The organism is Tenacibaculum sp. SG-28 (assembly GCF_002954385.1).
Lineage (GTDB): Bacteria > Bacteroidota > Bacteroidia > Flavobacteriales > Flavobacteriaceae > Polaribacter.
This window is the reverse complement of record NZ_MQVY01000001.1, coordinates 995,957-1,021,500: the sequence shown is the minus strand read 5'-3', so window position 1 is coordinate 1,021,500 and position 25,544 is coordinate 995,957. Positions and strand designations below refer to the sequence as shown.

The 25,544-nt window shown below is 37.1% G+C and carries 22 protein-coding genes and 1 pseudogene; 12 read left to right on the top strand and 11 right to left on the bottom strand.

Annotated elements, in window-relative coordinates; genetic code table 11:
• Positions 1–128: 128 nt before the first annotated feature.
• Both BSU00_RS04485 and BSU00_RS04480 read right to left on the bottom strand, forming a co-directional pair.
• Positions 129–467 carry a hypothetical protein gene (locus tag BSU00_RS04485; protein WP_105003293.1) on the bottom strand — a complete coding sequence of 113 codons (339 nt, stop codon included), beginning with the start codon at positions 465–467 and terminating at the stop codon, positions 129–131.
• The gene (locus BSU00_RS04480) at positions 467–1,126 is read right to left on the bottom strand and encodes a TetR/AcrR family transcriptional regulator (RefSeq protein ID WP_233188586.1); all 660 of its coding nucleotides are present in this window, start codon (positions 1,124–1,126) and stop codon (positions 467–469) included. Before BSU00_RS04480 ends, BSU00_RS04485 begins: the two co-directional genes overlap by 1 nt.
• A gap of 186 nt (positions 1,127–1,312) precedes the next feature.
• Here BSU00_RS04480 and BSU00_RS04475 point away from each other — a divergent pair, with 186 nt between their 5' ends.
• The 9 genes from BSU00_RS04475 (at position 1,313) to BSU00_RS04435 (ending at position 12,571) form a co-directional block, all read left to right on the top strand.
• Positions 1,313–1,783 (top strand): hypothetical protein, encoded by a 471-nt coding sequence (locus tag BSU00_RS04475; RefSeq protein WP_369820257.1) that lies wholly within the window; start codon positions 1,313–1,315, stop codon positions 1,781–1,783.
• Between the two features lie 215 nt (positions 1,784–1,998).
• A complete protein-coding gene (locus tag BSU00_RS04470; protein WP_105003292.1) occupies positions 1,999–3,273 on the top strand; it encodes a TolC family protein in 1,275 nt (424 codons plus the stop codon).
• Positions 3,274–3,276: 3 nt separating this feature from the next.
• A complete protein-coding gene (locus tag BSU00_RS04465) occupies positions 3,277–4,179 on the top strand; it encodes an HlyD family secretion protein (RefSeq protein WP_105003291.1) in 903 nt (300 codons plus the stop codon).
• A gap of 6 nt (positions 4,180–4,185) precedes the next feature.
• Positions 4,186–5,097: an ABC transporter ATP-binding protein gene (locus tag BSU00_RS04460; protein ID WP_105003290.1), complete on the top strand. Its 912-nt coding sequence runs from the start codon at positions 4,186–4,188 to the stop codon at positions 5,095–5,097.
• Positions 5,097–5,822, top strand: coding sequence for an ABC transporter ATP-binding protein (locus tag BSU00_RS04455; RefSeq protein WP_105003289.1), 726 nt, complete (start codon positions 5,097–5,099; stop codon positions 5,820–5,822). The genes BSU00_RS04460 and BSU00_RS04455 overlap by 1 nt, the downstream gene beginning before the upstream one ends.
• Position 5,823: 1 nt before the next feature.
• Positions 5,824–6,930: an ABC transporter permease gene (locus BSU00_RS04450; RefSeq protein ID WP_105003288.1), complete on the top strand. Its 1,107-nt coding sequence runs from the start codon at positions 5,824–5,826 to the stop codon at positions 6,928–6,930.
• Positions 6,927–8,042: an ABC transporter permease gene (locus tag BSU00_RS04445; protein WP_105003287.1), complete on the top strand. Its 1,116-nt coding sequence runs from the start codon at positions 6,927–6,929 to the stop codon at positions 8,040–8,042. The genes BSU00_RS04450 and BSU00_RS04445 overlap by 4 nt, the downstream gene beginning before the upstream one ends.
• Positions 8,043–8,118: 76 nt before the next feature.
• Positions 8,119–10,473: a penicillin-binding protein 1C gene (pbpC, locus tag BSU00_RS04440; RefSeq protein WP_105003286.1), complete on the top strand. Its 2,355-nt coding sequence runs from the start codon at positions 8,119–8,121 to the stop codon at positions 10,471–10,473.
• Between the two features lie 271 nt (positions 10,474–10,744).
• Complete coding sequence (locus tag BSU00_RS04435; protein ID WP_105003285.1) at positions 10,745–12,571, top strand: sodium:proton antiporter; 1,827 nt, start codon at positions 10,745–10,747, stop codon at positions 12,569–12,571.
• A 143-nt stretch (positions 12,572–12,714) separates the two neighbouring features.
• On the opposite strand, the gene dnaX is transcribed toward BSU00_RS04435, so the two are convergent.
• The gene (gene dnaX / locus BSU00_RS04430; RefSeq protein ID WP_105003284.1) at positions 12,715–14,424 is read right to left on the bottom strand and encodes a DNA polymerase III subunit gamma/tau; all 1,710 of its coding nucleotides are present in this window, start codon (positions 14,422–14,424) and stop codon (positions 12,715–12,717) included.
• A gap of 186 nt (positions 14,425–14,610) precedes the next feature.
• On the opposite strand from dnaX, the gene BSU00_RS04425 reads away from it, so the two are divergent.
• Complete coding sequence (locus tag BSU00_RS04425) at positions 14,611–15,219, top strand: alpha-ketoglutarate-dependent dioxygenase AlkB (protein WP_105003283.1); 609 nt, start codon at positions 14,611–14,613, stop codon at positions 15,217–15,219.
• A gap of 174 nt (positions 15,220–15,393) precedes the next feature.
• Here the strand turns inward: BSU00_RS04425 and BSU00_RS04420 are convergent, their stop codons facing one another.
• The 4 genes and pseudogenes from BSU00_RS04420 to BSU00_RS04405 form a co-directional block, all read right to left on the bottom strand.
• Positions 15,394–15,936 (bottom strand): NUDIX domain-containing protein, encoded by a 543-nt coding sequence (locus BSU00_RS04420; protein ID WP_105003282.1) that lies wholly within the window; start codon positions 15,934–15,936, stop codon positions 15,394–15,396.
• A gap of 187 nt (positions 15,937–16,123) precedes the next feature.
• The gene (locus tag BSU00_RS04415) at positions 16,124–17,206 is read right to left on the bottom strand and encodes a M42 family metallopeptidase (RefSeq protein ID WP_105003281.1); all 1,083 of its coding nucleotides are present in this window, start codon (positions 17,204–17,206) and stop codon (positions 16,124–16,126) included.
• 48 nt (positions 17,207–17,254) lie between these two features.
• Positions 17,255–18,057, bottom strand: a pseudogene (locus BSU00_RS04410) (lysophospholipid acyltransferase family protein).
• A 55-nt stretch (positions 18,058–18,112) separates the two neighbouring features.
• Positions 18,113–18,739: a CoA pyrophosphatase gene (locus tag BSU00_RS04405; protein ID WP_105003280.1), complete on the bottom strand. Its 627-nt coding sequence runs from the start codon at positions 18,737–18,739 to the stop codon at positions 18,113–18,115.
• A gap of 97 nt (positions 18,740–18,836) precedes the next feature.
• Here BSU00_RS04405 and BSU00_RS13905 point away from each other — a divergent pair, with 97 nt between their 5' ends.
• Positions 18,837–19,271 carry a hypothetical protein gene (locus BSU00_RS13905; RefSeq protein WP_369820256.1) on the top strand — a complete coding sequence of 145 codons (435 nt, stop codon included), beginning with the start codon at positions 18,837–18,839 and terminating at the stop codon, positions 19,269–19,271.
• Here the strand turns inward: BSU00_RS13905 and BSU00_RS04395 are convergent.
• The 4 genes from BSU00_RS04395 to fdhD are packed head-to-tail and all read right to left on the bottom strand — an operon-like array spanning position 19,186 to position 24,507.
• Complete coding sequence (locus tag BSU00_RS04395) at positions 19,186–20,703, bottom strand: hypothetical protein (RefSeq protein WP_233188585.1); 1,518 nt, start codon at positions 20,701–20,703, stop codon at positions 19,186–19,188. The two genes, BSU00_RS13905 and BSU00_RS04395, sit on opposite strands and share 86 nt — an antisense overlap.
• 39 nt (positions 20,704–20,742) lie before the next feature.
• Positions 20,743–21,366, bottom strand: a complete 624-nt coding sequence (locus tag BSU00_RS04390; protein ID WP_105003279.1) for an SPOR domain-containing protein — start codon at positions 21,364–21,366, stop codon at positions 20,743–20,745.
• Between the two features lie 52 nt (positions 21,367–21,418).
• Positions 21,419–23,713 carry an FdhF/YdeP family oxidoreductase gene (locus tag BSU00_RS04385; protein WP_105003278.1) on the bottom strand — a complete coding sequence of 765 codons (2,295 nt, stop codon included), beginning with the start codon at positions 23,711–23,713 and terminating at the stop codon, positions 21,419–21,421.
• On the bottom strand, positions 23,710–24,507 hold the full coding sequence (gene fdhD, locus BSU00_RS04380) for a formate dehydrogenase accessory sulfurtransferase FdhD (protein WP_105003277.1): 798 nt from the start codon (positions 24,505–24,507) through the stop codon (positions 23,710–23,712). Before fdhD ends, BSU00_RS04385 begins: the two co-directional genes overlap by 4 nt.
• 102 nt (positions 24,508–24,609) lie before the next feature.
• Here fdhD and BSU00_RS04375 point away from each other — a divergent pair, with 102 nt between their 5' ends.
• Positions 24,610–25,356 (top strand): DUF4294 domain-containing protein, encoded by a 747-nt coding sequence (locus BSU00_RS04375; RefSeq protein ID WP_105003276.1) that lies wholly within the window; start codon positions 24,610–24,612, stop codon positions 25,354–25,356.
• Positions 25,357–25,544 lie beyond the last annotated feature (188 nt).

The window sequence follows — 25,544 nt, the reverse complement described above, 5'->3', positions numbered from 1 at the left end:
TGTACTTTTCTGAATTGTTTTCTCGCAGAAAAGTGCATTTGTAAATGAAATTTGTTTGATTAGCCAGCATATAATATGCCAATCGCTGTCTTGCAAAAAAAAACAAGAGCAAACTCGAATAACAGTCTTTACTTTAGTTCAGGTGGAGGAAGATGGATATTCCGAATTACACCTTGTTGAATAATGGAGTGACACCCAAGTGGCCCCGATTTAAAATCTAAACTAGAATGCTCATTAGTGCTTAATGACGGTAGTTTAGTGTACTCTTCTTTGGTGTCATTTTCATTTTCTTGGTTTTCATCAGAACTTGAGTTCTCTTCGGTTTCTAGGAGTAGTAAGTTTTCATTCTTTACGTCCTCTGCGTTAAAAAAAGATGCCATAGGTGTAACTACAGAACTGCAAAAAATCAGCATAAAAACGGTATATCGGAAAATAATGGTTTGAGATTTTGTAATACGCTTCATCATCAATTGGTAATTGTTTTAAAAACCATATCGGTATAAAATAATACGATATTATTTTTTCCCTCTTCTACATCGGTTAAAGACGGAAGATGGTTCGAAAAATAACGCTGCTGGTGTGCACCTTCAATCACTGTGGAAATTAACATATTTGGGTATAAAAATTTTGGATTGATCTCATTTACCATCGCTGCAACGCGTTTTACTACTTGTTTGTAACTCTTGTAATATCCCTTTTCATTTTCCAAATCAATATTTTTGGTATGGTATGCCTTAGACGATTCTGAGATGATAATTTTACTAAGTGCTACCTCATTTATAAAAGAAAAAGAATTATCTTCTTTCACCTCTTGCGTTAGCAGTGCTATGGCAATTTTGAGTTGCTCCATAGAAGAGGATACTTGTAGTGTTGCAAAAACAAGCTTGTATTCTATCCAACTCCAATACCAATTTACCAGATAGACAAGAAGAGCGTGTTTGTTTTCAAAGTATCTGTAGATGGAGCTTTCGTTAGATCCAATGGTGGTTCCAAGTTTTTTGAAAGTAAAACTCTCAAACCCTAAATCGTTAATCATCTGTATACTAGCAGATACAATTCGCATTCCAAGCTCCGAAGATTCAGGGTTTTTGGTGTAAAATTTCGGGTCTATTTTTATTTGAAACAAAACGACTATTTTTATTTTTTTTACAAATATAATAGTATTACTATTAAAATATAATAGTTTTACTTTTTTTAAGGTTTTGTTAACGTATCACAGTGGTATTTTCTCATGTTTATAAGGGAAATGATTTGGCTTCCGGTAGTTTTATTGTATGTGCTGCTTTAAAAAAACTATTAGATAGTAATGTAAATGGGAGATGTCGCAAATGAGCATACTGGGTCAGTTACTTTTGTGAAACAAAAACAATATTTTATAATAGTTGAGGAAGGAACTATCTTTGAATCTATAAAATTAAGGAAGAATATGGTGGTAGAAGATTTAATAGGTTCTTTTTCAGTGATAGGGAAAAACCAAAACGAATCGCATTCCGAGTACCAAGGACAATTAGAGCTGAGTTTAGATAATGCGAAAAGAATTGTTGCCAAATGGCAAATTGGTGGAAGCCAAGAACAATATGGTACAGGGTTTTTTAAAGACAATATTTTGGTAATCAACTTTAAATACCACGGAGAAGAAGGTTATTTACTCAAAGGTGTTGTAGTATATCGATGTTTAACACCGAATATCTTAGAGGGTTTTTGGTCAGAAAAGTATGGTGATCCTCGATTTCTTGGAGAGGAAAGGTGTTTTCGAAGTGATGCTGTAGATACAATTCATTGAGGAATGTTGTATGTCTTTAGTAGGTAAAAGAAAATAAAATGTAGCAGTTACTGCCATATTGCAACTCGTATTTTTAGTAATAAATTGAAAGTAAATTACGTTAAGCATTTTCTTTTTTCGTAATTTAGAAGCAGTAAATACGTTTTATAGGCATACAAATAAGCGTTTTGCTATTAAACGTTGCTAGTTGTTGAATTATATCCTCGGTATATCAAATGAGAAACTACCTTTTTTGTATTGCTTTTGTTGCTTTTATTGCTGTGCTACCTGCCCAAGAAAGTGCTGTGCTTACTCTAAAAAAAGCACAAGAGCAAGTCCGGAATAATGCCCCTATATTACTAAAAAAAGCCTATTTGGATTCTATTAGTATTGCTAATCAATCCATTTTGGCAAAAGAAAAACTACCGAAACTTAGTCTAGAGGCCTTAGGGCAATACCAAACCGAAAATATTAGTATTGGAGGCAATGGTTTACCCATTGATGTTTCCCTTCCACTAGAGAGTTACCGTGCTTATTTGCAAGCAACCATACCGATTTATGATGGGGGAATAAAAAATGCAAATAAAAACATAGATTTTGCCGTTACGGAAAGAAATCAGGCACAAAATGAGGTGCAATTACAAAATTTAAAAATCCAAGTGAACCAACTGTTCTTTTTAATTCTTGCTACCAGAAATCAGTTGGAGGTGTTACAACCTAACATTAACACGCTAGAAAGTACTATAGCATTTATGGAAGCGAGGTATCGCAACGGAGCTTTGTTAGAATCAGAATTACTGCAGATACAAATTAAAAAAGAAAGTCTTCTTGCGCAGCAGGAGCAGGGCAACGGTACTATTGCTGGAGCTATGGAAGCATTAAATGTACTAATGGGTTCTTCCTATACAGCAAACACCGCTTTATTGGTAAATCAAGACCTCTCTTCCCTAGAGGTAACCAATACTATAGATAGGCCTGAGATTCAAATGTATAAGGCACAGCAAAATGTATTTGCTGCACAAATGGATGGTGTTTCCAATGAAAATAATCCTAAGCTAAGTCTTTTTGGACAAGGAGGAGTTGGGTATCCTAACCCACTGAATTTTCCGGATGTTTCCACCGCACTATATGGTATCGTTGGAGTACAGTTGCAATGGCCTATTTTACAGTGGGGAATACAGGAGAGGAAAAAAGAAAAATTGCGATTAGAAACCGAACAAGCCAATATAGATATTGCACAATTTGAATTGGGGGTTCGGGCGCAATTAAAAAATTACGAGGCACTTCAAAAAAGTTTGCAGATAGAGATAGAAAAGTATGCGAGAATTATAAATATGCAAGAAAAAGTAGTGCAGCAAACACAATCGCAACTCAAAAATGGCGTAATTACCTCCAACGATTATTTGCAACAAGTTAATCTTGCTATAAATTATCAAAAAGAACGCGCTCTATTGGAGACAAAAGTATTACGCACTAAAATTGACATGTTAACTATACTAGGAAAAATTTGATTTATGAAGACAATTTATTATGCTTTATTACTCGTACTATTTTGCTGTGGTTGTAAAAGTGAAAATAGTGCCGATGCATTTGGTAATTTTGATGCCATTACTGTAGTGGTAAGTGCTGAAGGAAATGGAGTTTTAGAGACTTTTTCCATCGAAGAAGGACAGAAAATAGTAAAAGCTATACCTGTAGGTATCATCGACACAGTCGGTTTACATTTGCAAAAAAACCGAATTATTGCACAAATAGGGAGTTTGGATAATAAGCTCAAAAGAGCTAATCCGCAGGTGGCGCTATTCCTTGCCAAACGCGATAATTTAGTACGCGAGCGCGATAGAACCAAGCGCATGTTACAAGAAAGTGCAGCAACGCCAAAGCAATTAGAGACCTACAATGGTCAAATAGCCGTTATTAACCAGCAAATTGCTTCGGTGCGAGAGGAGACTTCAGATATAAACAATAGCATTCTAGCCGAAAGAAAGCCACTTGAAGCGGAGTTGGCAGTACTCAACGATCAAATAGCTCGAAGTATGGTTACTAATCCAATTAATGGAACCGTTCTGGCTACGTACGTAGAAGAAAAAGAATTGGTTCGTACGGGGATGCCTTTGTATAAAATTGCAAATTTAGAAACCTTACAACTAACCGCCTATACCTCGGCAGAGCAGCTACAAAAGATACAAGTTAGCGACAGTGTAACTGTTCGAATAGATAGCGGAAAGAAAGACTACACCTCGTACCAAGGATATATAACCTGGATCGCTTCAGAGGCCGAATTTACCCCAAAGAACATCGAAACAAAAGAGGAGCGCGTAAATTTGGTGTATGCCATGCATATTCGCGTTACTAATGATGGTAATTTACGCATTGGAATGCCTGCGGAGGTTCTGTTTACTTCCAAAGAGAATTAAAATTATATGTTTAGTATTGCAGTAGAGAATATATCGAAAACCTATGGAAAAGTTCGTGCTTTACAAGACGTATCTTTTTCGGTAGCTCCAGGAGAGTTGTTCGGACTTATCGGACCTGATGGTGCGGGTAAATCTACTTTATTTCGGATTTTAACCACCTTAATTCTCGCAGATTCAGGATCGGCATCTGTGGCAGGCAATGCGGTGGTGAAAGCCTATAAAAACATTCGAAAGACTATTGGTTACATGCCTGGTACTTTCTCTTTGTACCAAGATTTAACAGTACAGGAAAACTTAGATTTTTTTGCCGCCATTTTTGGTACTAGCATTCAAGAAAACTATGCTTTAATTAAAGATATATACGTGCAATTAGAACCCTTTAAAGATAGATTTGCAGGTAAATTATCTGGAGGAATGAAGCAGAAATTAGCACTTTGTTGTGCATTAATACACAAACCAACTGTTTTATTTTTAGACGAACCAACTACCGGTGTAGATGCAGTAAGTAGGGTAGAGTTTTGGGAAATGCTAAAGAAGTTAAAGCAAAAAGGAATTACTATTCTGGTGAGCACCCCGTATATGGATGAGGCTAGTTTATGCGATCGTATTGCATTAATTCAAAGCGGAAAAATACTAAGTATTAATACGCCCCAAAAACTTATTACAGACTTTAAAGCTCCACTTTTAGCACTAAAACATAAAGATCCATACCAACTCTTGCAGTATGTAAGAACACTGCCGATTACAGATAGCATTTTACCATTTGGAGCCTATTTACATTGGGTGCTAAACGATACAATAAGTGTCGATGAAATTCAGAGAACCTATTTTCATAAACAGTATTCTAGCACTGAAATAGCGGTAATAGAGCCATCTGTGGAAGATGTATTTTTGGCATTAAGCAAAGATTCGAACTAATGGAAAATAACGATGCAATACACGTAGAAAAACTCACTAAAAAATTTGGAGATTTTACAGCAGTAAACCAAATTAGTTTTTCTGTTGGCAAAGGAGAAATTTTTGGTTTTTTAGGAGCAAATGGAGCGGGAAAGACTACTGCTATTAAAATGTTAATAGGTTTAAGTAAGCCTTCCGGTGGAAAAGGTCAAACCGCTGGTTATGATCTGTTTACAGAAACTGAAAAAGTAAAGAAAAAGATAGGGTACATGTCGCAGAAATTTAGTTTATACGAAGATTTAACAGTCTATGAAAATATTCGATTTTTTGGTGGTATTTACGGTTTGTCAAGAGCGGTTATAGATACAAAGAGTCGCGAAATTATTTCCGATTTGAACCTCCAATCCATACGAAATAGTTTGGTTGGATCTCTTCCTCTTGGGTGGAAACAGCGCCTTGCTTTTGCCATTGCTATGGTACACGATCCTGACATTATTTTTTTAGACGAACCAACCGGTGGCGTCGATCCAGCAGTTCGAAGACAGTTTTGGGAATCTATCTATGCGGCTTCCGAAAAGGGAAGGACTATTTTTGTAACCACTCACTACATGGATGAAGCAGAATACTGCGATCGCGTTTCAATTATGGTTGCAGGTGAAATTAAAGCCCTGGATACTCCAGATGCATTAAAACAACAGTTTAATGCCGTCTCTATGGATGAAGTATTTTTAAAATTAGCAAGGTAATATGTGGAAGATATTTTATGTATTCGTAAAAAAAGAATGGTGTCATATCCTCCGGGATAAAAGAACCCTGTTAATTTTATTCGGAATTCCTTTGGTGCAGGTATTGTTGTTTGGTTACGCGGTGACCACAGAATTTAAGAATGCCCATATTGCTATTTTAGACCATGCGAGAAACACTAATAGTCAGCGTTTAATTTCTCATGTGCAAAGTTCCGGTAATTTTGTGGTTCAAGATCTTTTGCAACACGAGAACCAAATCGAAGACGGATTCAAAGATGGTACGATACAATTAGTGTTGGTTATTCCAAAAGAATTTCAGCAACACCAATCTGGAAGTTCGATAATTCCATTGCAATTAATAGCCGATGGATCAGATCCCAACAAGGCGAGTACTTTAGTGCAGTACATGAGTGCCATGCTTCAAAAATTTGATTTTTTCACAGCGAGTTCCGATGCTCCTTTTGTGATCCAAATAGAAGAAAGGATGTTGTACAATCCGCAGCTTATAAGCGCGTATAATTTTATACCAGGAACAATTTCGTTCATCTTATTAATTATATCGGCGATGTTAACCTCTTTAACCATTGCGAGGGAAAAAGAGATTGGTACCATGGAAATATTACTAGTTTCTCCATTGCCACCTATTGTAATTATTTTGGGGAAAGTAGCACCTTATGCTATTTTGTCTTTTATCGATGCGATAGTTATTTTACTCGTGGGGCATTTCGTGTTTGAAGTCCCGGTAAACGGTAGTATTATTTTATTGCTTTCTTGTTGCTTTTTATACGTACTAACGGCACTTACACTTGGTATTTTGATATCTATAAAATCAAAAACCCAGCAGCAGGCAATGATGGGGTCGATGATGGGGCTTATGTTACCTGCGATGATCTTATCTGGGTTTGTTTTTCCGGTTGCTAGCATGCATCCCATATTACAGGTAATTAGTAAAATTATACCTGCTACGCATTTTATCAATATTCTTAAAGGAGTTATGCTTCGCGGTGTAGGTTTGGTAAGTATCGGTTTTGAAATTGTAATATTACTTATCACTACCCTCATTTTACTGCTGATTACCTGGAAGAGTTTTAAAATAAGACTAGAATGAATGTACTTCGCTATCTCATACAAAAGGAATTTATTCAAATTTTCAGGAATAAAGCCATACTACCGATGATGACCATATTGCCAATTCTGCAATTATTGGTGCTTACTAGCGCAGCATCAAATGAGGTAAAGTTGGTGAACATGGTTGTTTTAGATAAAGATCAAAGTGAGTTTTCAAGAACGTTATTGCAAACAATTAGAGCGAACGAACGGTTTAAAGAAGTGGGGTATCCTTTGTCGCATAAAGAAGCTTTTTCATATTTAGAGAGTAGTGCTGCGGATATTGTGTTGGAAATTCCAAAAGATTTTGAAAAGCATTTAATGCGTAAAGAAGGTACCGAGCTTCAATTATTAATCAATGCGACCAACGGACAACAAGCTACCATAGGATCGGGTTATTTAGGAGCCATAATAAGACAGTTCAACAAAGGTATTCTTCCAAAGATAAGCGCCATACCAAAAACGCCTGCTGCACAATTAGCGATACATTCGAGGTACTGGTACAACCCAGATCTTGCTTATGATAAATTTATGGCACCGGGTATCTTAGCCCAGCTAACAGCTTTGCTTACGATCATTCTCTCCGCTATGAATACTGTGCGTGAACGCGAGTTAGGAACCATAGAACAGTTGAATGTAACGCCAATTAAAAAATGGCAATTTATTCTCGGTAAATTAGTCCCTTTTTTGTGTATTGGTATAGTACTTGTTATCGTAGGGATTACGTTTAGTAAACTTATTTTTTCCATACCCATTCGCGGTAGTATATTTCTTTTACTCGGCTATGCTATTCTAAACATTATAGCGGTGTTGGGCTTAGGCTTGTTTATATCTAACTTTGCCAATACCCAGCAACAGGCCATATTTGTTGCTTTTTTCTTTATCATTATTTTTGTACTCATGAGTGGTTTATTCACGCCAATTGATAGCATGCCAATATGGGCGCAGAAATTAACTATTCCGAATCCATTGGCACATTTTATTTCTGTATCACGGAAAGTTTTAATGAAAGGAAGTGGTATCTGGGATATTCGTTTTGAAATTCTGTACACCTTAATTTTGGCACTATTTTTTAACAGCATAGCTATTTGGAGTTATAAAAAGCAGGTGTAATTGGGGTTGTTTTACTCAGGTAACTTCAATAAATAGAAGCAGCAGTAAAATTTAATAGTTATTTTTATGCAACACGATGCCAATTAAGAGAGATATACAAGTATTAAAGCAATACCAATGGCTGCTAATAGGAACTTTTCTTATTAGTATTTGCTATTATTACAGTTTGCCCAAATCACTTTTCAATGATCCTACTGCCACCGTAATTAAGGCCTCTAACGGGGAACTTCTAGGAGCTACCATCGCAGAAGATGGGCAATGGCGATTTCCAGAATTAGATACGGTTCCAGAAAAATTTAAGCAATGTATACTGCAGTTCGAAGACGCTTATTTTTATAAACACCCAGGTTTTAATCCGGTATCTATGGTAAAGGCCATAAGAGAAAATAGCAAGGCAAAACGAATTGTTAGGGGTGGTAGCACGATTACCCAACAGGTCATCCGATTATCTCGAAAAAATCAAAAACGAACCTATCTGGAAAAATGTAAAGAATTATGGCTTGCAACGCGATTAGAGCTTGCCTTCTCAAAAGAAGAGATACTAAAGTTATATGCTTCGCATGCTCCTTTTGGAGGAAATGTAGTAGGTTTAGAAATGGCCGCTTGGCGCTATTTTGGCTTAGCGCCATCGCAATTGTCTTGGGCAGAATCGGCAACTTTAGCCGTTTTACCGAATGCGCCCTCTTTAATATATCCTGGGAAAAATAAAGATAAATTACTAAGTAAGCGAGATGGTTTATTACGTAAACTATGGAAACAAGGCATTATAGATACGACAAGCTATGCACTCGCTCTAGAGGAAGAACTTCCTCAAAAACCCTATCCTTTACCCACTATTGCCAATCATTTTGTTCAAGAGGTAGCACAGCAGTATCGCGGAAAACGCATTAGAAGTAGTATCGTGCAAGACTACCAAAAACAAATTAATGAATTAGTAGCTCGGCACCACAATATGCAACAACAAAATGAGGTGCATAACATGGCCGTTCTAGTGCTCGACGTAGCAACTAGAAAAGTTATTAGTTATGTTGGAAATTCTCCTACCACAAAAACGCATCAAAAAGATGTGAATAATATCATTGCCGCAAGAAGTACAGGAAGTACGTTAAAACCCTTTCTATTTGCACACATGCTGCAATCTGGAGCCATACTACCATCCCAATTAATACCAGACATTCCAACGCAAATTGCAGGGTATAGTCCTAAAAACTTTGCGCTAACCTACGACGGAGCTGTACCTGCAAATGAAGCGCTTACGAGGTCTTTAAATATTCCTGCGGTTCGAATGCTACAATCGTATGGATTAGAAAAATTTAGAGCTAACTTAACTGGGTATCAAATAGAGCACCTCAATAAGCCTGCTTCTCATTATGGTTTATCTCTTGTTTTAGGGGGTGCGGAAGCAAGTTTATGGGATTTGTGCAAAACCTATGCCGGATATGCGGGTACGATAAACCATTTTGAAGAGTTACAACATAGGTACTATACAAACGAGTTTGTTACTCCTTCTTTTTTAGATGCAGAACTCCCCAATTTTGGACCAATAGTACCAAATGCTCCACTTTTAAATGCAGGTGCTGTATACCTCACTTTACAAACACTTACTGAAGTGAATAGACCAGTGCTAGAGCAAGCTTGGAAATACTATGATTCGTCCCAAAAAATAGCCTGGAAAACAGGAACTAGTTTCGGCAACAAAGATGCTTGGGCGATAGGAGTTACTCCAAAATATGTGGTAGGTGTATGGATAGGGAATTCCGATGGAGAGGGTAGACCAGAGTTAACAGGAGTGGGGAGCGCAGGGCCGCTATTATTTGACGTTTTTGATGTATTGCCGAAAAGCCAGTGGTTTGTTCCACCACACGAAGATTTATTAGAGGTACAAGTATGTAAAGAAAGTGGTTATCTAGCTTTACCCATTTGTGAGGCTATTTCTGTAAAAGTTCCAAACAACGGAGAACGAGCGAGTTCGTGCCCGTATCATCAATTGGTATCCTTAGACAGTAACGAACAGTATCGCGTGCATTCGAACTGTACTGTTAGTTCAGAAATCAAAACCAAGCCTTGGTTTGTACTTCCGCCAGTAATTGGCTATTACTACCAACAACGAAATGCGGCTTATACTCCTTTACCTGCCTTTAGAGAAGATTGTGTAAGTTTAGAAAATAAAACCATGGATTTTGTGTATCCTACTTCCTACAGATCTACATTATCGGTTACCAAAGGGATTCAAGGAAACAGCAATGCTATAATCCTTAAAGTTGCCCATGCTTACAAAGAGGCAGAAGTGTATTGGTATGTAAATAACGAGTACAGAGGGATTACTTCTCAATTTCACGAAAAATCGTTTCAAGAAGCTCCAGGGGAATACAAAATAACAGTTTTGGATACTTTTGGAAACACAAAAACCTGTTGGATTACCTTGCAATAGTATAGTGGTTTGGCTAAAATTCTTAGAATACCAGTTTGTCTTCAATAATATAATGGTAATTTTTCAATATGTTTTATGGTTGTTTTTCTGACGTTTTTCAATGCTTAGTTCTCGTCAATTAGTAACCAAACAAAAGCAAATAGTAACTATAAATTTTAATTTATAGAAAATGTAATTCAAGTATTATTTTGTTGATCAAATTAGTTAAATTTAGCATTTGAAAAGAAAAAATATCCGAATTGTAAAAAATTAAAGGAAATAAAAGGGACTTATGATTGAATTAGCAGGCATTATTATTCTTGGGATTTTAGCGCAGTGGTTCGCATGGAAATTTAAAATACCGGCAATCTTGCCATTAATCTTAATTGGCTTAATGGTAGGACCTATAGCAGCTGAATTTTTTAGTGAAGATGGAAGCAAGTGGATTGAGCCTATATGGAATGGAGAAAAAGGACTTTTTCCTGGTAATGGGTTGTTTTATTTTGTTTCTCTAGCCATTAGTATCATACTTTTTGAAGGAGGACTTACCCTTAAAAGAAGCGAGATCGCTAACGTAGGTCCGGTAATCACAAAATTAATCACTCTAGGTTCTTTAGTAACCTTCATTGCTTCCGGAGTAGCAGCGCACTATCTGCTCGGTTTAGGTTGGGAATTGTCTTTATTATTCGCAGCTTTAATCATCGTTACAGGGCCAACTGTCATTTCACCAATACTCCGTAATATACCCTTAAAGAAAGACGTTGCTGCGGTTCTAAAATGGGAGGGAATTCTTATCGACCCTATTGGTGCACTAGTAGCAGTTTTGGTCTTCGAATTTATTTCTGTAGGCGGTGGAAGTGGTTTTACCAAAACCGCATTAGTAGAATTTGCAAAGATTTTACTCTTTGGTTTAACCTTCGGATTTACTTTTGCCCATGCTTTAATTCTCATCGTTAATAAAAAATTAGTACCGCATTATTTACTCAATGTGGTATCCTTATCTTTTGTGCTCTTTGTATTTGTACTATCCGATTTATTTGCGCACGAATCTGGTTTACTTTCCGTGGTTGTAATGGGTATGGTAATGGCAAATAGTAAGCTGAAAAATATCGACGAATTATTGTATTTTAAAGAGTCCTTGTCTGTATTATTAATTTCGATTCTTTTTATTCTATTAGCTGCCAATATGAATATGGATGAATTATTATTAATATACAATTGGAAGGCAGTTGCACTTTTTGCCATAGTTATATTACTCATACGTCCATTGGCGGTCTTTTTAAGTACTTATAAATCGTCTTTACAATTAAATGAAAAATTATTTATTAGTTGGGTAGGGCCAAGAGGTATTGTAGCAGCAGGTATTGCTTCTCTTTTCGGAACAAAATTAATGAAGCAAGGAGTTGCAGGAGCAGAATACATTACCCCATTGGTGTTTATGATTGTACTAGGTACCGTACTATTAAATGCCACTACTGCCCGTATGGTTGCAAAAGTCGTAGGTGTATTTTTAAAGAGTTCTGAAGCAATCGTTATTATAGGAGCATCCGATGCAGCAAGAGTTATTGGGAAATACTTAACCGATAATGGAAGAAGGGTAGTGTTATTAGATCAGAACAAAAGTTATATTGAACAAGCAAGGAACTTAGGAATTGAAGCTTTTGATATCGATATTTATAACAATACTATCGATGACGATACCGAATTAAACGATGTTGGCTATCTCATTGCCATGACAGGAAGTGATGAGGTAAACAAGTATGCGGTAAATCAGTTTTCGGAGATTTATGGTGAGAAAGGAAGTTATCGCCTTGCGACCTTAAAAGAAATAAAAGCCTCTAATAGTGAAAATGACGATATGTTGTTTACGCCAAAAGACGATTATATCAATTTGAACGAGAGTGCAAGAGATTATCCATACATAAATGAGGTCAAGATAAATTCCCAAGAAGATTTTACCAGCAAATTAGAAAAAATAGACCAAGAAATTAAATCGATTCCTTTATTTGTGAAAAGAGCCAATACTTTTGCAGTACTGCCAGAAATAGATACGGTAAATTTAAATGGAAAAGATACTTCTATTATTTATTTAGGTAAAAAAGTAGATTTTTCTAGTTAATTTTTTAGGTTTTGCAAAGTGTCGCTGCCAGAAGACATCTTTAAGCCGATCATTTCATTGTGGTATTAAATTGCACGAAATTTGGACTATTTGTACTTCTGTGATAACCAAGTAAAATGCGTTTCTAAGAAGCTACTACGAACCTATACATCTAACCCAAAGGTCTTCTTTAGTGTTTCGATAAGCGGGTTTTTCTCTTTAAGTTTTTCGTATTTCTCTTGTGGTGTGTAAGCGAATTTCTTTTCTACAGTTTCATTTACGTGTATCACGATACTAATGCCGTAATTATTTAGTTTTTCACGAAGAAAACGCAGTAATTTTGGTTTTCCTTTTTCCAATTGCGCTTTCATTAAATCGTTGGGTAGGGTAAATGCTACCGTATACGATTCTTGTAATTGTGGCGTATCGGAGGCAATAATAGCAGCCATACTTCGCTCTCCTAGCTCTTGTAGGGTGAAATAATACTTTTTCCACGTCTCTTTTAGCACCTCTTCTGTAAATGGTGTTCTCGGGTGGTTGTCGTAGTTTTCTTCCTCGTTCGTGCCTTTAAACTCTTTTTTCTTATGAATGCTTTTTAGGGAAAGTGCCGAGGCTCTTCGGGGTACATTTTTAAGAACAGGAGCTGCTGACGGTTTTAGTTTCTCCGGAGTCTTTTCGCTTACCTTTGGTACATTACTTTCTTTCGATAGTGCTTCTTTTACACGTTCTTTAGAAGTCTTTGGAGTTGTGCTTTTCGGCGATAATGCCGTGAAAAATGTGGCAGGAATTATGTAGTTACCGGATTTTTTTTTTGCTCCATCAAAAGTGATAGAGGCAATTTGCATTAAGGTAAGTTCTACCAATAAACGTTGGTTTTTACTGGCTCGATAATTTAGATCACATTCGTTAGCCTTGGCAATGGCATCCAATAAAAACGTTACAGGGGCTTTTATTGCTTGTGCCAAGTATTTCTTCTTAGTTGCGTCGCCAACTTCCAATAGTGCAATAGTAGCACTATCTTTGGCTACTAGTAAATCTCTAAAATGACTGGCCAAACCACTAATAAAATGGTGTCCTTCGAATCCTTTCGAAAGCACCTCGTTAAAAGCCATTAGTACTTCCGGAATTTTATTTTCAAGTAAAAGCGTTGTCATGTTAAAATACACGTCATAATCCAAAACATTTAAGTTTTGCGTTACCGCTTCTCGGGTTAGCGTAGTACCGGAAAAACTCACTACTCGGTCAAAAATAGAAAGCGCATCCCGCATAGCACCATCCGCTTTTTGCGCAATTATATGCAAAGCATCGTCTTCTGCAGTGATATTTTCTTTAGCACATATTATTTTTAAGTATTCTTTTGCATCTTTCACCCCGATGCGTTTGAAGTCGAAAATTTGACAACGCGATAAAATTGTTGGTATGATTTTATGTTTTTCGGTGGTAGCTAAAATAAAAATAGCATGCGCTGGTGGCTCTTCTAAGGTTTTTAAAAACGCGTTAAAGGCAGCCTGCGAAAGCATGTGCACCTCGTCAATAATATAGACCTTAAATTTTCCAGTTTGTGGTGGTATCCGAACCTGATCGGTTAGATTACGAATGTCGTCTACCGAATTATTTGAGGCCGCATCCAATTCAAAAATATTAAACGCAAAGTCATCATCGTGGTTGGTACTGTCTTCTTGGTTAATGCGCTTGGCTAAAATTCTGGCACAAGAAGTTTTTCCAACACCACGCGGTCCGGTAAATAATAATGCCTGAGCAAGGTGATTGTTTTTAATGGCGTTTTCTAAAGTATTGGTAATGGCTTGTTGCCCTACCACATCCTCGAAATTCTGAGGACGATACTTACGCGCTGATACTATAAAATGCTCCATTATTACAATCGTTTAACAAAACAAAAATAGAAAACCCCAACACAACAAACAAACAAATACAAAACAGATACTCGAAAGTTGTAAACAATCACAAATCTCCTATCGAGTACAATTGGTTACATCGAGCGTAGACGAGATATATTGCATTTGCATGTCAAATACCTATCTTTGTTTAAAGTATCACCAATGGATTTATTCACCCAATTTTCCGAAAACCCTTCCAATCTTTTGCCTAAAGATGGAACGGCTTTGTACTATGGTACTATATTTGGACGCGATACATCCGACACGTATTTTGAAACCCTTAAAAATACCATTGCATGGAAACACGACGAAGTACGCATGTTCGGGAAACACATCGTTACCAAAAGAAAAGTAGCCTGGTATGCCAGCAGTGCACTGTCGTATACCTATGCAAACCAAACCAAAACAGCCCTGCCGTTTACCGAAACATTAGTAGCATTAAAAAAGGAAGTAGAAGCCACCACAAAGGCAACGTATAATTCCTGTTTACTTAATTTATACCACAACGGTACAGAAGGGATGTCATGGCATACCGACAATGAAAAAGAATTACAACCAAATGGCGCAATAGCATCCCTTAGTTTTGGGGCCGAACGCAAATTTGCGTTTAAACACCGCGAGACCAAAGAGGTGGTTTCCTTAGTGTTGCAGCACGGTTCGTTATTGCTCATGAAAGACACCATACAACAACACTGGCTGCACCGCTTACCACCTACCAAAAAAGTACAACAACCACGAATAAACCTAACTTTTCGAACGATTGTAAGTTAGTTTTTGTTGTTTTTTTATTTCTTGATCAATTATAAAATAATTATTAGATGCATCGAATTATTAAATATGACCCTGTAGGGTTGGTTTGGTTATATTTATCTTTCTACTAAACAGCGTTTCAGTTTACAGTACGTGCATTATACATAGTAATAAAAAGAAGATAGAAATTATTTTTTAAGAGAGCTGTTCTAGTATTGCATCGTATACCTTGCAATAATAGTCGTGAAAACGTGGAAGTAAGACATTTTCTAGTGCAGCCGTTTTGGTAAGCGTATCTAGCGGAAACAATTGCAGCGCAGCTACCTCGGTTTCTTGGCGTTTAAGTTGCGTAACCGGAACGTTAAGTTCAGCAATGAATACGTGGTGAAATTCGTTGTCTTGGATGCCATTTGGATGTGCTACCATATGTTTCCGAACGCCAATTTTAGTTAGGTTTGTTTTGGTAAGCCTAAGGCCAATTTCTTCCTTGGTTTCTCGCATAGCAGCGTCTAGTATTACTTCTCCAGCGGCTACATGGCCAGCGACAGAAATATCCCACATCCCAGGGAATACCAATTTGGTGAGTGCTCTTTTTTGAAAAAGGATGTGCTTATTTTTAGTGTAGAGCCATATATGTACCGTAGGATGGAAGTATCCTTTGGCATGTGCTTCCGTTTTTAAACACGATTTCCCGGTATAGTTTCCTTGTGCATCAAGAATATCGATCCATTCTTCCATAAAGTGTACTTTTAAATTTTGCCGTCATCGTAAAAGTAACAACTTTTTGGGATGTAGCACGGTGTAATAGATGCAGTAAAGCTGCATGTGTTACTTGAAGTGTTATTGTAAAAAAAAAACAACAGTATTGCAGGTAAAATATACCACCTCTCAAAAGAGATTCTTGCAATACTGCTGTTTTTAAGTATTATTTAAAATACGAGAAATCTTCGCCGTCTTCTATTTTTAATAAACTTTCGTAAATCATTTTAATTACGTTTTCCACATCCTCTCGATGCACCATTTCTACGGTAGTGTGCATATAACGTAAAGGCAAGGAAATAAGGGCAGAGGCTACACCACCGTTACTGTATGCAAAAGCATCGGTGTCGGTTCCTGTTGCTCTTGAAAGTGCCGAGCGCTGGAAAGGAATCGCATTACTCTCTGCTGCTTCAATGATTAGATCGCGTAATTTTTGTTGCACTGCAGGCGCATAGGCTACTACAGGTCCTTTACCCATTTCTAAATGCCCCTCTTTTTTCTTGTCGATCATTGGAGTGGTTGTATCGTGTGTTACGTCGGTAACAATTGCTACATTTGGTTGTATAGTCTCCGTGATCATTTCCGCACCACGCAAGCCAATTTCCTCTTGTACAGAATTGGTAATGTACAATCCGAACGGAAGTTTTTTCTTGTTTTCGGAGAGTAATCGTGCTACCTCTGCAATCATAAAACCACCCATGCGGTTGTCTAGGGCTCTACAAACAAATTTGTTTTCGTTTAAGATGTGAAATTCATCCGGATAGGTAATTACACAACCTACGTGTACGCCGAGTTTTTCTACTTCTTCTTTGGTACTACAACCACAGTCGATAAAAATATTATCAGGCTTGGGTGCTTCTTCTTTTGCTCGGTTACGGGTGTGAATCGCCGGCCATCCAAATACACCTTTTACAATGCCATTTTTGGTATGAATGTTCACTACTTTACTCGGTGCGATTTGGTGGTCGCTTCCGCCATTTCGTATAACGTAAATTAAGCCGTTATCGGAAATGTAGTTTACGTACCATGAAATTTCATCGGCATGTCCTTCAATAACTACTTTGTATTTGGCATCGGGGTTAATAACGCCCACAGCACTTCCGTAGGTATCGGTGATAAAAGTATCTACATATGGTTTTAGATAGTCCATCCATATTTTTTGTCCCTCCCACTCATAGCCCGTAGGCGCTGCATTATTGAGGTACTTTTCTAAAAACTCTAATGATTTTTTATTTAATATTGTTGCCATATCTCTTTTACAAGGTATTACATAGTTTATAATTACGGAGTAAGGCTACTAACTCCAAAAATTTCGTTTTTTGTCTAGTTCTTCTTGTTCTTTTAGTTGTTCCGGAGTAAGTACTTTTAAGAACGAAGGATGCTGCTCGATGGCATATTCAATTTTCTCCACAATTTCATCGATACTTTCGTTGTCGTAATCAACCTCTAAGGGCTCTTTAATAATCATAGATTGTAAAACATTTCGTTTTTTAATCTGTAACCCTTTTTTGTCAAAAGAACGTCTAAATCCATCAATTACAATAGGAACTACGGTAGGTTTAAAGGATTTAATAATGTGCGCTGTACCTCTTCGAATAGGCTTGAATGCGGTAGTTGTTCCCTGCGGAAAAGTCACTACCCAACCGTCTTCCAAGGCAGTTCCAATATTAGAAATATCCGATAATTTTACTTGCCTGTTTACTTCTTTTCCATTGCTTCTCCAGGTTCTATCAATAGAGACAGACCCTGTGTAGGCAAAAATCTTCGGTAAGATTCCGGAACGCATGGTTTCTCCAGCAGCAACATAATACACGTTTAATTTAGGGTTCCAGATATATCCAATGTTTTTTAAGTTATCATCACGTCCTTTTAATGCCGCGTTAAAACGTGAAACATCGCTGCCACATCGGCAAAGTAAGTTTGGTGGTTTGAAATAAACAATACATTATTGTCTGGTAAGTTTCGGAGTATTTCTGAACCCTCAATTTGCAAATCGTTGAAGCGGTGGTATCGACCATGAGATATAACTCCTAAGATGCGTATAAGCCATTTCTTTATCCATAGAATGTGTCCGAAAGGATTTCTTTTAAATAAGGGCATATGGTTTTTAGTTTTATAAGCAAAGGCAAAATTACAAAAGAAAAAGTACTTTGCCTTATTTAATCAAATCTTTAATTTCAGAAAGCATCATGGCTGTTGCTCCCCAAACGGTGTAATCGTTTAGTTTAAAGCACGGTACCTCTATGTTTTTCATATACGAAGTATGCATAGGTACTTCCGTTAGGTTTGCGTCATTTAGCAGATCTTCTAAAGAAACTTCAATAATCGAGGCAACCTCCTTATTTGGTACAAATTGCAAAGGGGTAGTAGAGTATCCTAAAAAGGGAGCAACTAAAAAGTTACTTGGTGGGATATAGGTGTCGCTCAATTGTCGTATTAAAGTTATGTTTTTTGGAGAAATTCCTACTTCCTCGTCAGTTTCGCGCAGTGCTGTTTGTTCAATATTTTTATCTTTTACATCTACCTTGCCGCCAGGAAAACTAATTTGTGCCGAATGCGTTCCATGGTAACTCGCTCTTTCAGTAAGTAAAAATTTAGTATTGTGATTTACGTCCGGGTAAAACAATGCTAATACTGCTGCTTTTCGTGGTGTTTTACTTTGAATCACAGCCTCTGAATATTGCTTGCGTAGGGCAGGGGCCAATTTAAATTGTGAGGCTAAACCTCCTAAAGGTTTAGTCTGAAATTTTTTTATTTGGGTTACAAAATCAGAAAAATGCATCGTAGTTCTTTATATCAAACAAACATATTATATTCGTAAGCAAATAACAATTTTTCACTTGTTGATTTTTGTAAACTATTTAAATTTTTAATAAACCATGAAGAATGCCTCAAAATATGGAAAACTAGTCATTGGTTTAGGTCTTGATGCGCTAGGATATCTTTCTTTTATTATTCCAGGAATAGGAGAGTTTACAGATGTAGCTTGGGCACCTCTTTCTGCCTACCTTATGACACAAATGTACCAAGGAAACAAAGGTAAAATTGCAGCAGTATTTTCCTTTATTGAAGAGGCATTACCAGGCTTAGATGTGGTTCCTACTTTTACGATGATGTGGTTGTATACCTATGTATTTTCCTCAAAAAAGGATACTAAAAACACCTCTGTATCGAGAAAAAAAAGGCATAAGCCTTTAAGCTATGCCCTATATCTTGCGAAATTGCGATTTATTTTTTCATGCTTAAGAAAGAAAATTGGTACTGAACACCAAAATTTACAAAATGCGTACTTAAACTACCACCTTTTGCTTTAACATATCCTAAACCACCCCTTACATTTAAATTGTCGGCTAATTTTACCATAAGACCAGTGCTCGGTTTTACGATAAGTCCTTCACCAGTGCTTATTCCACCTCCACCAGCTGCTCCACCAAGTACCTGACCAAATACTGCTACGCGGTTGTTTAAGAAGTATGGCGATTCGATACCAAGCCCAACAATTCCCTCTGCATAGGCTCCAGCATTTCCAAAATTGGCAAATGAGGCTTCTCCAGCACCATAAAGGTATTTATTGAAAAAGAAATTGATTTGTAAAGAGATTTGTTGCATGTTTTGCGTAAATCCACCGTCGCGTTGCGCATCCATGTAAAGCTCTTGCTTTAGTATGGCTTGCAATCCTTTAAATTTTCCGTTCGTAAACCTATATTTTTCTGAAGACGTACCATCTTTATCTACGTAATACTTTAATCCTATACCATAAGTGGAAGCCCTGAAATGGCTGTCTGGGCTCATTAGAAATCCGGTATTTACACTAGCATACACATTTTCAAATAATTTTTGCTCTAAAGATACATCAGGGTATAGTAAAAAACCGCCTTTGGTATCTGCGCCGCCGCCGCCGCCAGCACCGGCTCCAAACTTAGCTAGTATATTCGTTCTATTTTTATTCATGGATAAATGATACCCTCCACCGAGAAGAATATCCATGTATCCTGCTTTAATTCCCATATAGGCACCGTCTGCTTTTACAAAAAAGAAAAACGAATCTGTTAGGTAAGAGTTAAATTCAAAACCTGCTAAACGTATAGTTCGGTCTTTATAATTTCCTCTTGTTACTTTTAGGTTGTTTAGGTGAACCAGCAAAGACATCCGAGAACTTGGTTGCTTCCATTCTGAAGATTCTAAAAGGTCTAAGGAAAACTCACGTTCTCGCTCTTGAAATTTTGCACTGTAAAACAACAAAGGTATCTGCACTGCTACATTAAATTGATGACTTTTTATCAGGCCATCATCGAAAAAGTTAACATAACTATATCCTGCAGTAGCCGAAAAGTAGGTGAAGTCATAGCCTAAATTGGCATGCGGCAGAATAAAAGCACCGCCGCCGTCAGGGGCACTGGCGCCACCGCCTCCGCCAAAGTGAAAACCGGTGTCTATAAATAATTTTTCGGTAATATTCCATTGTGCCCCAGCATTTACACCAAGAGTAAAAAAGCCTCCACGGATGCCTCCAATGGCACCATAAAAACCAACGCCAGCGTAGCCCCACGAATTAAACTTTACATTGTAATGTAAACCAGTGAAATCCATGTTTGGTTCTTCGTCAGGCATACTAATAGAAAGAAAGTCTATTTGGCCAAAGCCTTTGGTGTAATGTTTTGAGGGTATTTCTTGTTGGCTGTATAAAAAAGGAACACTCCATGTAAAAATTACGAAGAGTGTTCTTTTTATGATATTTTGTATCATAAACGGTATCGTTAATTGAAAATATTGCTAGTACCTAATCTATTCGTGTATTTTAAGACGTTTACCATCTCTGTATGAAGCGACAAAAGCATCGTCAAAACCAAGTGTTCGCAATTCTTTTTGTAGTGCTTTAGCCTCATTTAAGGATGCAAATAAGCCAATAGAGTACTTAAAATAACCATCGCTCTCTGCATAAATACCAGGAATCATTCTCTTAGAAAGCATTGGGTACTTATTTTTAGAAAAACTACCAATCTGCACAGAGTACACTACCTTGCCTTTATTGCCACTATTTAATTTCCCTGTGGCCTTTCCTATTGTGGCTCCATTTAAAGCACTGGAAGAACGAAAACTTTTGTTCATTTTCTTTAAGCTATCTACCACTCTTCTTTCCTCTTTCGCTCTTATAGCGGTAACATTGAGATTTGCATTGTCATTGTTTCCTTTGCCGTTTAGAGTACCATTATACAAAAGATATGCAATTACACAGGCCAAAACTAAAAATATAAGCAATAGAACAGTAGTAGTTCTTGCTTTTTCTTTTTGGTGTTTCATTTCTTCATTTAGCGCATTAAATTCCCTTTCCGCTTTGTTACTTTTATTCAATGCATTTTCCAGGTCTTCTTGCATCGATTGGTATTTTGCTTCTTCAATAAATGGCATGTATGTTGGTTTTAAGTTGGTTTATGGCTACTAAAATACAAATCTTTTTTAATTATCGTTTTTTTACAGAAATAATTACCCCTTTTGATGCGGGAGTATTGCTTATTCTGGCTTTACTTTTTATGGGAACTAGTACATTGGCCTCCGGAAAGTAGGTGGCAGTGCATTGTTTTGGAATATTGTAAGGAATTGCTAAAAAATTATAGGCTATGCGCTCCTCTCCTTCAAAATGACTAGTAATATCTACAGGATCTAACTTTTTCAGATTTAAATTTTTCATGTCTTCAGGGTTCATAAAAATAACCCTTCTTTCATTTAATACGCCACGATATCTATCGTCTAAGCCATAAATAGTTGTATTGTATTGGTCGTGGGTTCGTATCGTCATCATCATAAATTCGTTTGTTCGCAAGCTAATGTCTGAGGGGCTGTTTTTGGTAAAATTAGCTTTTCCTGTGGCGGTTGGTGAGTAGTCATTGTTTCGAGCGTTGTTGGGTAAATAAAACCCACCTTTGTTTCGAACTCTTTCATTGTAGTTTGTAAATCCCGGAATCGTTGCTTCAATTTTATCGCGAATTAAATCGTAGTTGCTAATTAATTCGTTCCATTTCACTTTTGAATTAACTAGCGTCGCAGTGGCTAATCCTGCAACTATCGCTGGCTCACTTCGTAAAAATTCCGAGGCTGGAGCTAAATTTCCTCGTGACATATGCACTACACCCATCGAATTTTCCACCGTCACAAACTGCGATCCGCTCTGTTGCAGATCGGTTTCGGATCTTCCTAAACAAGGTAGAATAAGCGCGGTTTTTCCATGTATTAAATGACTTCTGTTTAGTTTAGTAGACACATGTACCGTAAGGTCACAATTACGAAGTGCCTCTGCGGTATATTCTGTATCGGGCGTTGCTGAAATAAAATTACCTCCCATGCCGAAAAATATTTTCGCTTTTTTCTCATTCATGGCTGTAATCGCCTCTACCACATCAAATCCATGTTCTTTCGGAGCAGAAAAGTTAAATTCTTTTTCCAAGGCTGTTAAAAAGGACGCTTTGGGCTTTTCCCATATTCCCATTGTGCGATCCCCTTGTACATTAGAATGTCCTCGAACAGGGCAAGTTCCCGCCCCTGGTTTTCCTATACTACCTTTTAGTAATAATAAGTTTACAACCTCGCGAACGTTGTCTACACCATTTTTATGTTGGGTAAGTCCCATGGCCCAACAAATGATGATTTTTTTACTTGTATTGATAAGCTGGACTGCTTTTTTAATTTCCTCTAAGGGTAGGCCTGTCTGGGGGAGTAATTCTTCTATGGAGAAGGTATCCAAATCCTCTAAAAAATCTTCAATTCCATGAGTCTTTTCTGCAATAAAGGCAGTATCAAACACCGTATTAGGATGTTTTTCTTCTTCTTCCTTCATTAATTTCATGATGATTTTTAACAAAGCTACATCTCCATTAATTTTTATTTGAAGAAATAAATCGGTTAAGTCTTGTCCTTTGCCAAGCCATTTCAATGGATTTTGTGGATGTATGTAGTTCATTAAACCTACTTCCGGCAGCGGATTTACAGAAATTATTTTACCGCCATTTTTTTTGGTTTCTCCCAGTGCTGTTAGCATTCTTGGGTGATTGGTACCGGGGTTTTGTCCTATAACAATTACCAAATCTGCATGGTTAAAATCGTCTAAGGTAACCGATCCTTTACCAATACCGACGGTTTCTGACAAGCCAGCTCCACTACTTTCGTGACACATGTTTGAGCAATCTGGTAGGTTATTGGTACCAAACTGACGCACAAAAAGCTGGTACAAATATGCAGCTTCATTGCTTGTTCTTCCCGAAGTATAAAATATTGCTTCGTTTGGTGTTTTGAGTTCGTTTAGTTGCTCTCCTATGTATGTAAATGCAGCTTCCCAGCCAATTTCCTCGTAATGGGTTCCATTTTCTTTTAAAATCATCGGATGGGTTATTCTACCGCTTTTACCAATTTCATAATCCGACCAGGTTGCCATTTCTGCAACAGAATGTGTTGCGAAAAACATAGGGCTAACTTTATTTTTGGTAGCTTCTTCCGCAACTGCTTTTGCACCATTTTCACAGTACTCCGCCAGAAAGGCTCTTTTTTCATCAGGATCGGGCCATGCACAGCCAGGGCAATCAAAACCATTGGTTTGGTTTAGGTTTTTCAAAAGTTTAATTCCTTTCACAACTCCGGCCTCCGAGAATACGTGGTCTAAAGCAGATCGCACTGCTTTAGATCCTACCGCGCTATTTGGGATTGCCTCGGTTTTAATGCCCGTTAATTTTTCAGGTGGCTGTGCCGTGGTCTTTTTCGAACTCATAAAGTAATATATTGTGGGTTAGCATATATCGTTAAACGATTATTTCTGTGAAACCCTATCAAACAAATGCCAAATTCTTTTGCGAAATCTACAGCTAATGAGGAACAAGCTGAAACAGCGATTATTATTGGTATTTTTGCAAAAAAGGCTTTGGAAACGATTTCATAAGAAACCCGTCCGCTAACTAGCATTAGTTTTGCAGAGTTGAGTTGGTTCTTGTTTAGTAATTCCCCAATACATTTATCTACTGCATTGTGTCTTCCAATGTCTTCCTTACAGGTTAGTAAATTTTCTTGACGGTCAAAAATTGCACAGGCATGGCTTCCTCCTGACACTTTAAATAGATTTTGTTTACCGAACATTTTTGCAGACATTTTTTCGATAGCTTGTATACTAATTTGCATACTACTGATAATTGGCGTTCCAGACGCTTCTATATCTTGTAATTCCTTTTTACCACAAATACCACATGAAGAAACAGAGAGCAATGTTCTCTTGTTTAGGTATCCTTTCCCTATGTCTTCTTTTGGAATGCTAACATTTAGTATCGAATGGTAATTACTTTTAGTAGTAAAGATAGCAGTGACTAATGCTGGTTTTCCACGATAAATATCTTCAGCATACAACAATCCTCTTACAAGATCTGCATCATCTCCCGGTGTCCGCATTACAACCGTGTACGAGGTATCGTTTATATTTATTTGTAAGGGCGCTTCTACGACTAATGCGTCGTTTGTTTTGGAAGTTTCCTTTTCTAAATACTTTAGCGATTCGTATGCTCTTGCTTGTTCCATTATACACAAAGGTAACTAATAAAAAACATAAAAAATGAATAGGGATGCAACTAAAAAATTTAACTTTACAATTTTAAAAGTTAAAACACTGGTTTGCTTTACATGAAAAATATCGCATTTTTTTTATGTCTTTTATACAGCGTTATTGGTTTATCTCAAATAAAAGATACCATGCCTACTTTAGAAGATGAATACTTTTTAGTGAAGGACAATGATTCACTTATGATTGCGCTGAACGAGGTGGTCTTATTGCCAAAGCACAAGTTTGCTTCTAGAGTTGATGCACGCTATTACTTTTGGTTTAAAAAGAAAGTTTTTAAAGCATACCCGTATGCCTTGTTAGCCTCTAAAAGACTCGATAGCCTGAATGTGCGTCTTGATAAAATTAGTTCTAAATCCAAAAAGAGAAAATACGTTAAAAAAGTACAAAAGTACCTAGAAGAAGAACTTACAGGACAATTAAAAAAGTTAACGAGAACTGAGGGGAGGTTATTGCTAAAATTGATACACAGACAAACAGGAAAAACTGCTTTTCAAAATATCAAAGAGTTGCGAAGTGGTTGGAAAGCTTTTTGGTATAACTCGTCTGCTAACGTATTTAAGCTTTCTTTAAAATCAGAATATGATCCAGCAAATGTAAATGAAGATTATTTAACAGAGGATGTTTTACAGCGCGCCTTTATGGACGAAACTTTAGAGTATCAAAAATCTAAATTACAATTTGATCATCTTGCTATTTTGTACAATCGAAAAGGAGAAGTCAACGTAGAGGAGTACAAATCGATGTTTGCCAAACAGCGGAAGAAACAGGCTCGAAAAAAGCGTCGTAAGCAGAAGAATGGAAAGTAGTTTTACAGATGTGGTGAGGTGGTTTATAGTTTTAGTACAGGGTAACTATTTGATTCAAAAAAGTTTATCATTTTTAATAAAAATAATTGTAAAAAGAGCATTGTTAAGCGGAAAAAAGGTTCTATGTTTGCACCCGCTAACGGGAAAACGGGTTTGTTTTTTTAGGGTAGTGAAGTTCATTAACAGTG